The 14,602-nt window shown below is 39.0% G+C and carries 15 protein-coding genes; 11 read left to right on the forward strand and 4 right to left on the reverse strand.

Annotated features, from left to right (window positions below; genetic code table 11):
* Window positions 1–29 precede the first annotated feature (29 nt).
* The 4 genes from crtO to V7K49_RS32125 form a co-directional block, all read right to left on the reverse strand.
* Window positions 30–1,724 carry a beta-carotene ketolase CrtO gene (gene crtO, locus V7K49_RS32110; protein WP_335209350.1) on the reverse strand — a complete coding sequence of 565 codons (1,695 nt, stop codon included), beginning with the start codon at window positions 1,722–1,724 and terminating at the stop codon, window positions 30–32.
* Between the two features lie 105 nt (window positions 1,725–1,829).
* A complete protein-coding gene (locus V7K49_RS32115) occupies window positions 1,830–2,588 on the reverse strand; it encodes an LmeA family phospholipid-binding protein (RefSeq protein WP_335209253.1) in 759 nt (252 codons plus the stop codon).
* A 102-nt stretch (window positions 2,589–2,690) separates the two neighbouring features.
* Window positions 2,691–4,067 carry a cytochrome P450 gene (locus V7K49_RS32120; protein ID WP_335209254.1) on the reverse strand — a complete coding sequence of 459 codons (1,377 nt, stop codon included), beginning with the start codon at window positions 4,065–4,067 and terminating at the stop codon, window positions 2,691–2,693.
* Between the two features lie 472 nt (window positions 4,068–4,539).
* On the reverse strand, window positions 4,540–5,922 hold the full coding sequence (locus tag V7K49_RS32125; RefSeq protein ID WP_335209255.1) for a cytochrome P450: 1,383 nt from the start codon (window positions 5,920–5,922) through the stop codon (window positions 4,540–4,542).
* Between the two features lie 187 nt (window positions 5,923–6,109).
* On the opposite strand from V7K49_RS32125, the gene V7K49_RS32130 reads away from it, so the two are divergent.
* The 11 genes from V7K49_RS32130 (at window position 6,110) to V7K49_RS32185 (ending at window position 14,167) form a co-directional block, all read left to right on the forward strand.
* Entirely contained in the window at window positions 6,110–8,323 is a 2,214-nt protein-coding gene (locus V7K49_RS32130) for a phosphoketolase (protein ID WP_335209256.1), read from the forward strand.
* A 524-nt stretch (window positions 8,324–8,847) separates the two neighbouring features.
* Window positions 8,848–9,213: a hypothetical protein gene (locus tag V7K49_RS32135; protein WP_335209257.1), complete on the forward strand. Its 366-nt coding sequence runs from the start codon at window positions 8,848–8,850 to the stop codon at window positions 9,211–9,213.
* A gap of 220 nt (window positions 9,214–9,433) precedes the next feature.
* The gene (locus tag V7K49_RS32140; protein ID WP_335209259.1) at window positions 9,434–9,940 is read left to right on the forward strand and encodes a hypothetical protein; all 507 of its coding nucleotides are present in this window, start codon (window positions 9,434–9,436) and stop codon (window positions 9,938–9,940) included.
* A gap of 354 nt (window positions 9,941–10,294) precedes the next feature.
* On the forward strand, window positions 10,295–10,513 hold the full coding sequence (locus tag V7K49_RS32145) for a type II toxin-antitoxin system HicB family antitoxin (protein ID WP_335209261.1): 219 nt from the start codon (window positions 10,295–10,297) through the stop codon (window positions 10,511–10,513).
* 96 nt (window positions 10,514–10,609) lie between these two features.
* Window positions 10,610–10,969 carry a CopG family transcriptional regulator gene (locus V7K49_RS32150; protein ID WP_335209262.1) on the forward strand — a complete coding sequence of 120 codons (360 nt, stop codon included), beginning with the start codon at window positions 10,610–10,612 and terminating at the stop codon, window positions 10,967–10,969.
* Window positions 10,966–11,220 (forward strand): PIN domain-containing protein, encoded by a 255-nt coding sequence (locus tag V7K49_RS32155; RefSeq protein WP_335209263.1) that lies wholly within the window; start codon window positions 10,966–10,968, stop codon window positions 11,218–11,220. Before V7K49_RS32150 ends, V7K49_RS32155 begins: the two co-directional genes overlap by 4 nt.
* A 349-nt stretch (window positions 11,221–11,569) precedes the next feature.
* On the forward strand, window positions 11,570–12,163 hold the full coding sequence (locus V7K49_RS32165; RefSeq protein WP_335209265.1) for a Uma2 family endonuclease: 594 nt from the start codon (window positions 11,570–11,572) through the stop codon (window positions 12,161–12,163).
* Window positions 12,164–12,257: 94 nt separating this feature from the next.
* Window positions 12,258–12,485 carry a DNA-binding protein gene (locus tag V7K49_RS32170; protein ID WP_335209267.1) on the forward strand — a complete coding sequence of 76 codons (228 nt, stop codon included), beginning with the start codon at window positions 12,258–12,260 and terminating at the stop codon, window positions 12,483–12,485.
* Between the two features lie 5 nt (window positions 12,486–12,490).
* Complete coding sequence (locus V7K49_RS32175; RefSeq protein ID WP_335209269.1) at window positions 12,491–12,742, forward strand: hypothetical protein; 252 nt, start codon at window positions 12,491–12,493, stop codon at window positions 12,740–12,742.
* A 250-nt stretch (window positions 12,743–12,992) separates the two neighbouring features.
* The gene (locus V7K49_RS32180) at window positions 12,993–13,580 is read left to right on the forward strand and encodes a LemA family protein (protein WP_335209271.1); all 588 of its coding nucleotides are present in this window, start codon (window positions 12,993–12,995) and stop codon (window positions 13,578–13,580) included.
* Window positions 13,581–13,777: 197 nt separating this feature from the next.
* The gene (locus V7K49_RS32185) at window positions 13,778–14,167 is read left to right on the forward strand and encodes a hypothetical protein (RefSeq protein WP_335209273.1); all 390 of its coding nucleotides are present in this window, start codon (window positions 13,778–13,780) and stop codon (window positions 14,165–14,167) included.
* The last annotated feature ends 435 nt before the right edge of the window (window positions 14,168–14,602 follow it).

The following is a 14,602-nucleotide window of genomic DNA, read 5'->3' on the forward strand; positions in this document are numbered from 1 at the left end:
ACGGATAATAGGCTTTAACTTTGCAATGCCTAACTAATCCCAAACACTGACTCAACAGTTGACTTAATCGAATCTCTTGCATCCTTCAAAGTTTGGCTAATGGGATGTTTTGCCTGCAAAAATGCGCGGGCACAATTGCGTCCTGGCATTCCTGAAATCGAACCGCCTGGATGAGTTCCTGCACCAGTCAAAAACAGATTATCAATTGGTGTTTTGTAGTTCGCTATTTCTGGCAAGGGACGGAAAAATATCATCTGATCTAAAGTCATGTCAACATGGTAATAATTCCCTTTGTACGCACCTAATCTTTCTCCTAGTTCTGCTGGACTTTCTACACGACGGGCGATAGTTGCATTCTTGACATTTGGTGCATAGTCTGCCAATTTATCAATCACCTTATCTGCAACTTTGTTTTTCAATTCATCTGTCCAACCAGTACCTTTCAAACCAGTGCCTTCTGCACCCGCAATTTGATAAGGGGCAAAAAACTCAATCCATGCAGTGTGCTTACCTGGTGGTGCTAATGTGGGGTCTAAATAGCTAGGCATCACCAAGTACATTGATGGGTCAGCATCAGGAATCTCTCCCAAGGTACATTTGCTATGAGCCTGTTCTACATGAGCCACAGAATCGGCAATCAAGATGGAACCAACGAGATATTCGTCTTTGTGGGCGTGGTGTGGAAAGTGTAGTGGTTCGTCTAAAGCCAAATCTATCTTGAGGATGGTTTCGTTATTGTTAACGATGCGGCGTTCTAATCTTTCCCATAAATCTGGATCGGCTCCATCAACTTCGCTTTTATCAGTCATTTGCAAAAATAACCGCTTGGCATCAATATTAGAAATAACCCCGTGTTTAGCGCGATATTCTTTACCACCAGCAACTCGCACACCCACAGCTTTTCCATCATCAATTAAAACTTTTTCAACCTGCTGATCTGCGAGAATAACCCCACCTTTACTTGTGACTAAATTCACCAAAGCTTGCACAAGTGCGCCAGTTCCGCCGCGAGGTCTGGCCATTCCGGGATTGTGACGCATTGCCATCATGATTGCACCAATGGCAAGGGTTTTTTGCGATGGTGGTGCCCCAAGTTCTGCTGCTAGTCTGGCTAGTGGCGCTTTCAGAAATTCCTCATCAAACCACTCGTTAAGTAAATCCTCAGCGCTGTTCAACATTGTGCGAATAAAGTCCAGCGTTTTGTTAGGGGAACCAATCACAGAAAATAAATCTTTCAGTTTGGTGATGTCGTAGTTACCAAGGATATCTATAACTGATTTCGGCGGTGCATTAAACATGGGAATCATTGCACCTAGCGCTCGCTGCCAAAAGTCTACAAATTCAGCATATTTTTTGGCATCACGTTCACTGTAACGAGCAATTTCTGCACAAGTCTTTTCCACTGACTTATGTGCTAAGAAATACTTGCCATCAGGATGAGGACAGAAAACAACCGGATCGCATTCCAGATAATGCAAGCCGTATTTTTCTAGTTCTAATTCTTCAACAACTGGGCCCAAGTGAATAAATTCATGGTCAATAGCACACAAGTTAAATTTAAATCCAGGAGCTTCTTGGGGTAAACATTCTTCAGTTGTTGCTGCACCACCGATAACAGAACGCTTTTCTAGTAACAGGACGCTATAACCAGCTTTCAGCAAATAAGCTGCACAAACTAGCCCATTGTGCCCAGCACCGATCAGCACAACATCATACTCTTGCATAGTTGTCATTTTTAAATTAAGTAGCTTTTAAAAGCTTACAAAAATTTTCAAAAATTTACATCATTCCCCAGTTACAAAAATTATCCTTAACTAGTGTCAATACTACTAAAGAGATAGTTCAGTTATTGATGAGGGTATTTGCTTCACTTGAGTTTCTACCAAAAGTGTCAAACTACCCTTTTCTACTTTTATATCTTTAATCTTGAACGCCATATCTTCCCATTTCAAAGATGGTAGATTCATCAGTTCTTTGGCTTTCTGCATTAATGCTGTAACTAATTCTATTGAAACACCCTCTCCCTCGGTGCAGTTAAAACTCTCCAGCATCGCGGGTTGGGAATGAGTCCGTGGGCGAAGCACCGCAGTGTAAGCTAAAGGGCGAGTATTTCCCTTTTCCTTTAATAGCAATCTTCCTCTACATTCAATTTTGCCTTCACCAGGTAAAAATACTTGAATTTTTTGCGGCTCAAAACTCACAATCTCGCCATCTACATCAAAATCAAACTTTTGCATCTGGCTGCTAACAAAGTCTGATGCCAAAGTGCGGTTCATATCCACTTCTGTGAGTACAATCCGAGCAATGGCATTTACGGCCTCATTGAGTTCTATTTGACCAAAAAGAGCGCTGAAGGGATTGATGGCAATACTATCTGTTTGCAGTTTTATTTCCTGTATGCGAATGTCTTCTTTGATCACTAATCCTTTACCAGCAATCGAAACTCCATCCGCCTGTCCCTGAATTATTTTCAACAGATCAGTTTGTACATCTATTTCTATTTTTTCTGCTTCATCTAGCTTTTCGGATATTCTTTTTTCAGCTTCCTGGGATAGAAATTTTTCTTCCAACCGATTATCGTCAGGCATGAATTATTAATCTCCTAAATGTCCTCTTACTAGTTACTGTAAAGGCTAAATCCTAACGAGCGAATCTACATTCCGGTATATATAAGTCAGAGGATTAAGTAATCAAGTAAAAAGTCTTGTTTGTCTTTTAAGTTTTGCCTTTTTAGTAACAAACATTTTTACACCACCACTAGGGACAATTGTAATACCGCGACGGACTGGATGCACTGGACGTTTATCAGTAAGGCTTAGTTCAAAATTCGATAATATTATCGCTGTTACTAATTTTATTTCATACATGGAAAATGCGCCACCAATGCAACCGCGATAACCACCACCAAAGGGGAAATATTCATAAGGTGAAAATTTTTGGTTGATAAATCTTTCTGGGCGGAACTGTTCTGGTTCTCGGTAAGTCTCGGTTCGGCGATGGGCTAGATAAATACAAGGAACTAAAACTGTTTCTGATGTAAATTCATGCCCCATAATTTCCACTCTATCTTGTACCATTCGCGGTGTGCAAATTAAAGCAATTGGATGAATTCGCAGTGTTTCTTGACAGACGGCGGTGAGATAAGGTAATTGTGTAATTGCTTCAGTATTTGTGAGATTATCCAAAGTGTTTAGTTCTTGCATTAGCTGATTTTTCACCTCTGGGTGAGAGTGAATTAAATGAAATACCCAGGCTAATACGCCAGATGTAGTTTCGTAACCCAACAGCAGTAATGAAACTAGTTGATCGCGTAATTCCTTATCTGTCATCTGTTCTCCATTTACGTCACGCGCTAATATCAGCATAGTGAGAATATCTGTACGCGCAGCATCATTTTGCAAACGTCTTTCAGAAATTTCTGCATAAATGAGTTTGTCAATTTCCTCTCGTCTTTTTAGGAAAATTCCCCAAGGACTCCATGCACCTAAATCTTGTTGCAGCAAAGGAAAGAAAAATAAGCTGGAATACCAAGGTTTAGTTACGTCTTCTAACAAAGAACTCAATTGTTCTTTTAATTGTTGGTAATGCGCCCCGTGAGTAATACCAAATACCACCTTTAAGATAATTTCTAAAGTGATATCTGACATTAAGTTGTGTATACAAATATCTGTACCTGATGTCCAATTTTGTGTAACTTCTTCAGTTATTTGACAAATTGCTTGCCCATAAGACTTTAAATTATCCCCATGAAAGGCTGGTAGTAATAACTGCCTCTGTTGTTGGTGCGATCGCGCTTCTTGAAATACAAGAGAATTTTCTCCAAACAAGGGTTTAAATACATGGGTTGCTTTCTTAAAATCTAACTTGTGTGCAGGGATGGCAAAACAATCACTAATTGCTTGGGGATGGCTAAAAAATACTATCGGTGGCGACTTTAAACCCATTACCCGCATTGTAAAAATCTCACCATACTTAGCAGCATAATTTTCTAAAGTTTTTGTGGGTTGAGCAATTAATTGTAGAGTTTGTAGCAAAGCTGGTGTGTGTATATTCTCAAGTACTTTCATTGTTTATTCGATTCTTTTAGGATTTAGGAAACTGCAAATAATTCAATGGGCTTGGGTTAAGACTTCATCCTCTCTAACGCTCCTTAAAAGCAGGCAATTATAGCAAGCCTTTTTAAGAGTTTGGGGGAATGTTCGGCAGTCAACTACCACTAAGTAAACCCTATTGGCAAATCATTACCATTAATTTTCACAAGGATAATAGTAATATTTTTTCTGAATCTTTAGAAGCATTTACGGAAAAAACTTACTAAAAATATTTTGGGTATATACCCACTTAAATTACGCCTTTTGGTGTACGATACCAGTTTTACAACTCATTTTTTTACAAATGTTGCAATATATTAAATTAAAATACCCCATAGACCTCCTTAAAAAAGGACTATGAGGGATGATGTAGAAGCATTGAAAATCTATCTAAATATATAGATGGGAGTTGAAAATTTGCTGAATGCAACCATCAACCCCCGCAGTATTAAATAGTGGTTGTCTGTAGGATGGGAGACTTCACCTGACGTTGACTTTTGACAACCATCTGGATAGGACGATCTGGGCCTGTCACCAAACCACGGCGTTTAGGTCGCACTTCACCATTGTCAACTAATTCTAATTCAAGGCTGGAAAGGATTTTGGCAAGTGCTAGCTTCATTTCCAACTGGGCAAATGCTAGACCAATACAACGCCTTGCACCACCGCCAAAGGGCAAATATTCATAGGCAGAAAATTGCCGTTCTAAAAAGCGTTCTGGCTTAAACTGCTTAGGTTCTGGGTAAATATCTTCCCGCTGATGGGTCAGATAAATAGAACCAACTACGACTATACCCGGTTCTAGTTCGTAACCACCCAAGGATAGGGGTGTTCTTACTACTCTAGGAAAGGTGAGCATACCTACTGGGTAAATGCGTAATGTTTCGGAGCAAACAGCGTTGAGATAGGGTAACTTGAAAATGATGCTGGGGTCTGGGTCATCGCCCAAGCTATCCAATTCTTGCAGTAGCTTTTGGCGTACTGATGGTAGTTTGTGAATCCAGTATAATGCCCATGCTAGGGCTGTAGCTGTGGTTTCGTGACCTGCGACTAACAGAGTCATCAATTCATCGCGTAACTCTTGATCAGTCATGGGTTGACCTGCTTCATCCCTAGCAGCCATGAGTAAGCTGAGAATATCTGTGCGTGATGAATCTGCTTGTTCTCGACGTTCCCGAATTTCCTCATAGATAAGTTGGTCAGCTTCCTGCTGACGGCGCATCTGTTTTCCCCAGAAGTTAATTGGGCCAAAATCCCTTTGCAAAGCTGGAAAATAAAGCAAAGCTACATTTAACCGAGAACTACCCTTTTCTAAAATATCACCCAAAAATTGCTGTAGTTTTTCGGCGCGAGTCCCTTCATGTAGCCCAAACACAGCTTGCATAATCACCCGCAGGGTAATGGCTTGAGTAGCAGACCGAATATTGAAGGGTTTGCCTATCTGGTATTGGCTGATAACTTTCTGGGTAACATCGGTAATCACCTGGCTATAGTTTCGCATTCTTTCGCCGTGAAAGGGAGGCATTAACAACTGGCGTTGGCGCTGGTGTTCTGCGCCGCTGAGAGTAATTACAGAATGCTTGCCCAGCAAAGATTCAAACAGATCATTCAGATCACCAGGCGCTTCTAGTTCCTTGGTATCATTTGTCAAAATTTGCTGTAACGCTAGGGGGTTGCTGACCATCACCAAAGGAGGAAAATTTTTCTTTAAACTGATTGTAAAAATATCGCCATAACTTTTGGCACAAGCCTCCATAAATGACATCGGATTAGCAATCCAGCGCACCATCTGTGCAACAGGTGGGATTTGCGGCCCATTTGGTAATTTCATAACTTTTTTTGCTACTTAATATTTTTCTGCTACTTAAACTAACTGAAATTTTGGTTGCCTAACCATTTAAATTACTTATTCTAACGTTGCAAAAAAGCAATAAACTGTTACAACCTCAAAGATGTAAAATTTTTGTTAAATTCAACGAGCATCTACAGTTTAATCTCATCGTCAAAAGGTACTCAGCATGACTGTAATCACCCCAAAGGCATCTTCAGCGCTTCCCGATTTTTTTGAAGGGATTCAATATTTTGGTGAAGCGTTACCAGATTTTGAAACTCATGGTGCAACACCTGCTATAGAGTCGGGTAAAATAGCGATCGCAGATCCCACAGACAAAGCAGCTGTATATCAAACTTTACTGGCTGCTGATGCCCTCCGCTACCTGATTTTGCAAGTTACCGCTACTAAAGCCTCTGGGCATCCCGGTGGATTCGCCAGCCAAGCAGAAGCTTACGCATCTCTTGTGATGCTGGGATACAAAAACATTATCACTGAAGTCGGACACCACGCCCCTGGATTTTATAGTGCCATGTTCTTGGATCGTTCGCTAGAGGACATGGGAATTTTTACAGTCCAACAATTGCGCGATCGCTTCCGAGAAAAGCACGGACTCTTAGGACACCTTTCTGGTTTCATTCCCGGTATTCTCGCACCTGCGGGGCCTTTGGGGCAAGGGCAACACTTTGCAATGGCGGCTGCACTGTTGCACAAAGATAAGTTATTCCCCTTCACAGTTGGTGATGGTGGATTGGGTGAACCATATATTGTAAGTGCGATCGCTCACTTCCATACTGCTTATCCTGCTGTCACCAACTTCTTACCCGTGTTGGTGTGGAACGGTTACAGCCAAGAACATCACAGCATGGTTTCCCTCAAAACCAATGAACAGATGCAAGCATATTGGCAAGGTAACGGTTTTGATGAAGTCATATTAGTTAATGCCAAAGACTTCGACGATCAAAACCAACCAGGGGATTACGTTGATAGTACTGCTTTTTCCTTTGAAAAGCGCCTAGAATTCACTCAAGCAGTACTTTTGGGTGTGGATAAAGCAGCGCGATCGGCACTGGGCGGTAAACTTACCGTATTTATAATTAAACAACTCAAAGGTGCAGGAGTCCACGCGCGCGGGGCAAAATCTCACAACCTCTATCCCAAAGATACGCTAAATGCTCCCCATATTATCAGTGCATTACAAACCCGTGCTTTGTCTGCGGAAGCTTGGCAATTAGTGCGGACAAATGCAGAACGCGCAGGCGGTGGCCCGGCGGCGAAAACTGTGGTGACAGAATTTGAATTCCCATTACCAGATTTAGGTGAATTACCTTTAGAAGAATATGCAGTCGGTGCTGAACCCAAAGTTTCCACAACTGCGATGGGACGATTGGTAGGAATAGTTGGAAATAAAGATGAAAATTTCCTCGTCACCAACGCCGACGGTAACGAAGCATCTGGAATTGCCAATATCAACCAAGCATTAAAAATTATCCACCCCACAACCGACGATTTATATTACCAAGCACCAAACGGACAAGTTTATGAACCATTGAGTGAAGATGCTTGTGCCGGTTTAGCTGCGGGTTTGGCCTTAATGGGTGCGAGAACTTTGTGGTGTTCTTACGAATCTTTTGCCATTAACGGAGTACCAATTTGGCAAACTGTGACTCAAGCAATGGCAGAATTGCGTCGTCAAACTCCCTCGACTATTACTTTATTCACAGCAGGCGCATTAGAGCAAGGGCGTAACGGTTGGACTCACCAACGTCCAGAAATTGAAGCTTACTTTGCTTCCTTGATGCGAAATGGCAATGTTTTCCCATTATTTCCCCCTGATGCTAATAGTATTCAAGTCTGTTATGACTGGGCATTGAAAAGTAAAAATAAGGGAATTGTAATTACTGCAAGTAAATCGCCATTGCAAATTCGCACCACTTTTGAACAAACTCGTCAAGGGTTGCGCGATGGTGCGGTGCTATTGCATGAAGTCGCTGGTGATAAGCAAGTTGTATTTGCTGTGATTGGCGATATGACATTAATGCCAGTATTTGAAGCTGCTGCTTTCTTGGAAACTGAAGGTATTGGTGCAAAGATAGTTTCTATCATCAATCCTCGGCAATTGTACCGTAGCCATGATACCGCTTGGGATACATGTTCTGAACCTGAAGGCGGTTTCTTAGACGATGCCAAATTCGCCGAATTGTTTGATGGTGATGCGCTAATTGCTGTCACTGGTGGCGCTGCGGCGATGCTAGAACCAATTTTGTTACGGAGTACTGCCAAGCGCGACACTTTCGCTTGGAAACGTGGGGAAACTACAGCCAGTGCTGGAGAATTGATGGCGTTTAATGGATTGACTGCTGAAGCGTTAACGAAACGTGCGATCGCATTAGTGCATTAAGGCTGGAATAGTTTCTCCTCTTATCGCATTTATACGGATATAAACGCTGAAAAATTGCGTTGATAACCGTATATTTGCGTTTTTTATTTAAGATAACTTTTAGTGGATTGAGATTAGCAGGTAAGAAAAATGCAGTGATATTGGCTGAAATTGGTTGATAATAAGAGCTATATGAGATGGAAGCTAGATTTTTGACTTTAATACCTGATTTATGAGTTCTGAAGCTAGTTTAGAAGTTCAAAACTCGATTTAGAAGTTCAAAACTCGATTTGGAAGTTCAAAACTCGATTTAGAAGTTCAAAACTCGATTTAGAAGTTCAAAACTCGATTTAGAAGTTCAAAACTCGATTTAGAAGTTCAAAACTCGATTTAGCAGCTAAAACGAAGCGCAATACTTTTGTGTGGAAGCGTGGGGAAGCTACAGGGAGTGTTAGTGAGTTGACGGCGTTTAATGGATTGACTACTGAGGCATTGACGAAAAGGTGCGATCGGGTTATACCATAAATAATTAATTGCTAAAATTTATGACTAATAATCAACCGCAACAAAACCAAAATAATCCAGTCATTTATTCTAATGTGAACTCTTCTACTGGTGGTTATATTACGCTACCTGTAGCACCAGATCAGTTTAACGATTTCATAATTAATTTACTAGGTAGACCTCAAAGTATTGAAAAGAGAATTTATGGTCGATTTGAAATTGAGTGGTCTGATATTACTAACTTTCACGATTTGATAAATCAGAGAATAAATCAACAAAATAATGGTCAGTTGATAAATTTTCAGTCAAGAATTTATTTTGATGATAATTCTGTTATAGAATTAAATTCCTATCCAGAATTAATTACTTATAGGGAAGTAATGACCACTGGTTACAGTAGCTATTGACCTTAGTTGGGATTATCTTATTCAATTCTATAATAAACAATATCCTGAAAAACAGAGTATCGATATACGTTTATGGACAGATAAAGGTATTAAGACACACAAACATAAAAGAAAAAATAATGAAAATACTAGAATAATTATTGAAGACTTAGAAAGTGAAAGTTATGTTGAATTTACTATAAAACATACTGCCAGGTCATGGGGAATAGATATAGAAGCTTTGCTTAATAATCAAGTAAAGAGTATTTTTAAATTAGAACGAGGGTTAAAAAAGTATATTAGAAAGAATCAAAATTGGATTGGATTTACGTCTGGGATATTTTTCTTTTTCTTCTCTTTTAGAGGAGCATATTCTGTAACAAACACTTTTATAGCTAATAAGCTGTTCAAAGTAAAAAATATTTTAAACAGTGTCAAAGATTTACCTAGCAAAATTAATGTTATAGCTGAATATATTGTAAATGGTGAAACAACTAGATTTTATTTTTTAGTAGGAATATTTTTACTATTCTCTTTTATTGCATTATTTATTGTAATGATTATAGTTACAAATAATGCAAATAATATTAAACCAAGCTTTTTTCTATTAACTAATAAAGACGTAGAATATAAAGAAAGGATAAATTTAAATTTAAAATCCCAATGGAGAAATTTTGTATTTTCAATTATCGGTAGTTACACAATAAATATATTATCAAGTTATATATTCGCTTATTTAACACGCTGAATAAAATTTAGTATGATTAAAGTTAAAAAGTAGTGTAATATCTTTACTTTTACAATGTTGGTATTGAAATCACTTTATGGGAAAGTTCTTATAATATTCAAATTTTTGCGTGTTCAGTCTTTGTAGTAATGTCGTCAAATATTGTCTTGCCGCGACTTTAGTCGTTCGGTACTCAAGAAGACAAGTTGAACAAGTGCGATCGCCCCATTGTCTTAGAGTAAATATATGCACTGTTCACATTAATTTATCAGCCGCGATCGCGCAATCTCTCTTCTACCAATGGTATGAAGCAACAAACTTAAGACTTGAGCGTTATATTTATTCTAGACCTCGACTATACAAGATTAATTTATTATGAAATTTCAAGTAATTTTTACCTTTGATTCAGAATATAAAGGCTATGTTGCAGAGGTTCCTGAACTTCCAGGCTGTGTGAGTCAAGGGAAAACATTAGATGGAGCAATTGAAAATATTAAAGATGCCATTACGGGATATCTTCACGTCCAAGCTAAAGATGGCAAACCTTATATTGCTAAAGAATTGCAAGTTTTTATCGGGGAAGTTGTAGTATAAATGGGATGTTTCTCAAATATCTCCGGTAAGGAAGCTGTCAATCTTATAGCCTCAGCCAACTATAATGTACTTAATATTTTACACAATGATAGAACCATGACTAATACTCAAAAGGTGGTTCGCTTAAATTTAGATTTGTCGCCTGAACTTAATCAGATACTAGACGAACTAGCAGAGAAAATAGGCACAAGTAAAAGTGATGTTCTGCGTCAGGCTATAACGTTGATGCAAATTATGGTTGTAGCTAAAGAGGAAACCAAAAAATTAGGAGTTCCAGAAGCAAATCAATTGATAGTGAATGAAATCATTTTCTCATCTGAGGAGCAGCCAAAACAGCATCCACTAGACACATTTATGGAAAGGCTTGGCCCTTGGGAAGATGAACGTAGTGCTGAGGAAATAGTCAAAGATATTTATGATAGTCGTACTATTTATAACAATGACATTAGTCTATGACTTATTTACTTGATACCAATACTTATATTTATTGGATTAAAGATATTAATTCAGTCAGGAATAAAGTTAGAGTAATAGGATGGGAGCAAATTTGTATTTGCAGTATCACCGTTGCCGAGTTGTATTTCGGTGCTTATAATTCTCGACGAGTAGTGGAAAATTTAACTCGTGTAGAAGACTTTATTCAAAACTTACCCGTTGTACCTTTAACCGATCCTGCTCTGAGAGGATGTTTGAAAAGTCATGATTGATGTATCAAATATTTTTACCCCACCCTAACCCTCCCCGATATATTGGGGAGGGAACCGGATTTTCTTATTTCCCCCCTTTATAAGGGGGGATTAAGGGGGGTAATAATTCGATTAAAATCACAACATACCACTTTTCAAACAACCTCTGAGAACGTTTGGTGAATTAAAAGCAGAACTCCGTAGAATAGGACAAACAATTGCTGAATTTGATTTACTAATTGCTAGTGTTGCACTTTCAGAAAACTATATTTTAGTAACAAACAATACTCGTCACTACGACGCATCAACGGATTAAAACTGGAAAACTGGACTCTGCCTTAGAAACTTAGCAAAAACAGGCACATTAACTATGATTCCACAAACCCTAAATAAAATCACCACCCTTCAAGAACAACGATTTCTCCTACCTGGACATTACACTTGGGAAAAATTTGACAAACTTGAAGCCTTAACAGCAGATGCGCCAGGTTTGCGGATAACTTATCTTGATGGGTGTGTGGAATTTATGACTCTTGGTGAACAACATGAAATTATCAAAAGTATTCTGGCTATATTGCTAGAAACATACTTTTTTGAAATAGGTCTAAATTTTATCCCTGTAGGTAGCGCCACCCGTCGAGCAAAAGAAAAGGGAGCTTCCTTTGAACCTGATGAATCTTATTATATAGGTGAAAAGAAAGAAAATCCTGATTTAGCAATTGAAATAAATATTACTAGTGGCAGCATAGATAAATTAGAAAAGTATAAGCGGTTTCAAATTCCTGAAGTCTGGTTTTGGGAAAATAATCAGTTATCTGTATATCACCTCACTAACGATAACTATGAGCAAATTCCTGAAAGTCGATTCCTACCAGAACTAGATATAAGTTTGTTAGCACGTTGCGTTTTAATGCCTTCGATAATTGAAGCGAGGACAGAGTTTATCAAAGGAATTCGCCAGTAACTTAGCCCATTATGCGTAAGCAAACTAAAACTCCGTGTGGATAAGGTTTGCAAGCAAGATTATTTATAAATTTGACTCTGATATCTGTATCTATATGACTGTACAAGGAAAAACCGAACGTATTCAAATAAATTTAGATTTCTCGCCAGAACTTTATGAGACACTAAATAATCTGGCGCAACATATGAATGGAGATAATGCTGAGGTGTTTCTAAAAGCGATCGCCCTCTTAGAAGTAGCCGTAGAAGCCAAGCAAAAAGGTAGGCATATCTGGATTGTAGATGATAACCAAAATATTGAAACTGAAATTATTGGTATCTAAATAGCATGACAGATATAACAGATTTATCAAAAATAATTGCCAGCAAAGGCGATAACCCACTAATTATCTCAACTGTAAACTTGCAGTCAGAAGAAGACTCAGAACTTGAGCGAAAACTACGAGAATTAAAATTTAAACAGGAACTAAGAAAAGATTGGATTTTATTTATTGTCAGAGATGTAGTAATTTTTCCTGCTGCCATCCTTTTTATTTTTGCTGTCAGCGGTTATTCCCTATTCATCCAGATTTATAGGTAACTTATCTGATGACATATAGCAATTCTCTTTGAGCCGTGAAAATCGCAAGGTTTAGATCCCCGACTTCGTAAAAGAAGTCGGGGATCTCGTGCAGTGCCAGTAAATTTGCGTAACTAATTTTACAGACGACGAAGTAACTTGCTAAAAGTAGACTCATCTTTATATCCACACAAATTTTGCTGGATATAAAGATTACCGTGATTGGTAAATCTGCAAAAAAGTAAGTACCTGATGCGAATAATCTAAAAATATGGGGCTTTTAATATTTTCTGTTGTTTTAGTTACCATTGTTGCTGTAATTATCATTAATAGCTACAACGATTTAGTCAACTATCGCAACCGTTACAAAAATGCTTACTCTCAAATCGATGTTCAATTACAGCGCCGCTATGACTTAATTCCCAACTTAGTGGAAACTGCCAAAGGGTACATGAAACATGAGCGAGAAACTTTAGAAGCAGTTATTACCGCCCGGAATTCTGCAATGAACGCTAGCAGTCGTGCCGTGCAAAAACCCGGTGATCCCCAAGCGATGCAGCAGTTGGCTAATGCTGAAGGGGCGCTGACGAGTGCGTTAAGTCGCTTGATGGTACTTTCAGAATCTTATCCAGAATTCAAAGCCGATCGCGCCATGAGCCAAGTAATGGAGGAATTATCTGCCACCGAAAACCGGATTGCTTTTGCACGTCAGGCTTTTAATGATACGGTGACACTTTACAACACCAAGAGCGAATCTTTTCCCACCAATTTGGTAGCCAATACTTTTAACTTTATTGCTGCCGAATTACTGCCAGAAGCCACTCCTGAAATGAAAACTACTCCCCGCGTCTCTTTTTAGGTATCTATGAATTTCTTTGAACATCAGGATACTGTATTGCATACAAACGAAAAGCGCTATATATAAAATCTTTCGTCTCCGGGCGGGGGGAAAAGCAATTGCTCTTTTGTGTTGCAGTTAATACTGTGGCATCGTCTCCAACCTAGTATCAATCCTCCGTCGGCTACAACGGTAGAATTCACCTCCATAGAACAGATTTGGCCGATAGTCTATTAGTGCTGTCCGTAATTGCCCGGATGGGACAGTCCCAACCCGATGTGTTCACTGAAAACATCACCTATGCTTTTCGTTCTGGAGTTTTTCGACTTCCTAAAGCCGGAGAGCTAGAAAAACCAGACACGCCACTTACCTGTAATTTTACTGAACTCAAGAAGAGTATTGAGCGCCTCCGCCTTGCCAGTCCCAAACTCAAGCAAGCTATTGTTGATGCCTGCGCCCACACAGTATTATTAGATAACAAAGTTACAGATTCAGAAGCAGATTTACTAAGAGCGATCGCCATGACGCTAGACTGTCCCATCCTCCCATTTTTAAACCCTCAGCGTAGTGTTTCAAAACAGAAACAATTTTCTCCAAAGCGAAGTTAATGTAACAAGTGAGACGCGATTATTTATAAATCAATAAAAAAGTCCGTTTTTGCAGACTTTTAGATTATTATTTCTTATAGTTATAAATAACTGTTTACCACGACAATAACCTGTTGCATTTTCATCACATTTACAAAGAATTGATTTATTTTTGTTTTCCTTACTCTTATATAGCAGTCCTAAATGATTTATGAACTTTTCTGTTTCTCCTCTTGGCGCTCTTCTCTACGAGACGCTGCGCGTTGGCGTTGGTAAAGCCTCTCGTAGAGAAGGTGGCTTCTCTGCGAGACGCTGCGCGATGGCGGTTCGATAGTTTTCACAACTCAAATAGGATTGCTGTAGTACAAATAGTTGTTTTAGCAAAAGAGTATCATATTGTACAAAAAATTTTGACATTGCCTAGAAATATTAACTTGCTTAAAAAAGTTTAGACAA

Source organism: Nostoc sp. (assembly GCF_036919675.1).
In the GTDB taxonomy this organism is placed as follows: domain Bacteria; phylum Cyanobacteriota; class Cyanobacteriia; order Cyanobacteriales; family Nostocaceae; genus Nostoc.

Bases quoted from the DNA above. Each gene is read 5' to 3' on its own strand.
- crtO (WP_335209350.1), bottom strand. From the start codon at position 1,724: ATGCAAGAGTATGATGTTGTGCTGATCGGTGCTGGGCACAATGGGCTA.
- V7K49_RS32115 (WP_335209253.1), bottom strand. From the start codon at position 2,588: ATGCCTGACGATAATCGGTTGGAAGAAAAATTTCTATCCCAGGAAGCT.
- V7K49_RS32120 (WP_335209254.1), bottom strand. From the start codon at position 4,067: ATGAAAGTACTTGAGAATATACACACACCAGCTTTGCTACAAACTCTA.
- V7K49_RS32125 (WP_335209255.1), bottom strand. From the start codon at position 5,922: ATGAAATTACCAAATGGGCCGCAAATCCCACCTGTTGCACAGATGGTG.
- V7K49_RS32130 (WP_335209256.1), top strand. From the start codon at position 6,110: ATGACTGTAATCACCCCAAAGGCATCTTCAGCGCTTCCCGATTTTTTT.
- V7K49_RS32135 (WP_335209257.1), top strand. From the start codon at position 8,848: ATGACTAATAATCAACCGCAACAAAACCAAAATAATCCAGTCATTTAT.
- V7K49_RS32145 (WP_335209261.1), top strand. From the start codon at position 10,295: ATGAAATTTCAAGTAATTTTTACCTTTGATTCAGAATATAAAGGCTAT.
- V7K49_RS32150 (WP_335209262.1), top strand. From the start codon at position 10,610: ATGACTAATACTCAAAAGGTGGTTCGCTTAAATTTAGATTTGTCGCCT.
- V7K49_RS32155 (WP_335209263.1), top strand. From the start codon at position 10,966: ATGACTTATTTACTTGATACCAATACTTATATTTATTGGATTAAAGAT.
- V7K49_RS32165 (WP_335209265.1), top strand. From the start codon at position 11,570: ATGATTCCACAAACCCTAAATAAAATCACCACCCTTCAAGAACAACGA.
- V7K49_RS32170 (WP_335209267.1), top strand. From the start codon at position 12,258: ATGACTGTACAAGGAAAAACCGAACGTATTCAAATAAATTTAGATTTC.
- V7K49_RS32175 (WP_335209269.1), top strand. From the start codon at position 12,491: ATGACAGATATAACAGATTTATCAAAAATAATTGCCAGCAAAGGCGAT.
- V7K49_RS32180 (WP_335209271.1), top strand. From the start codon at position 12,993: ATGGGGCTTTTAATATTTTCTGTTGTTTTAGTTACCATTGTTGCTGTA.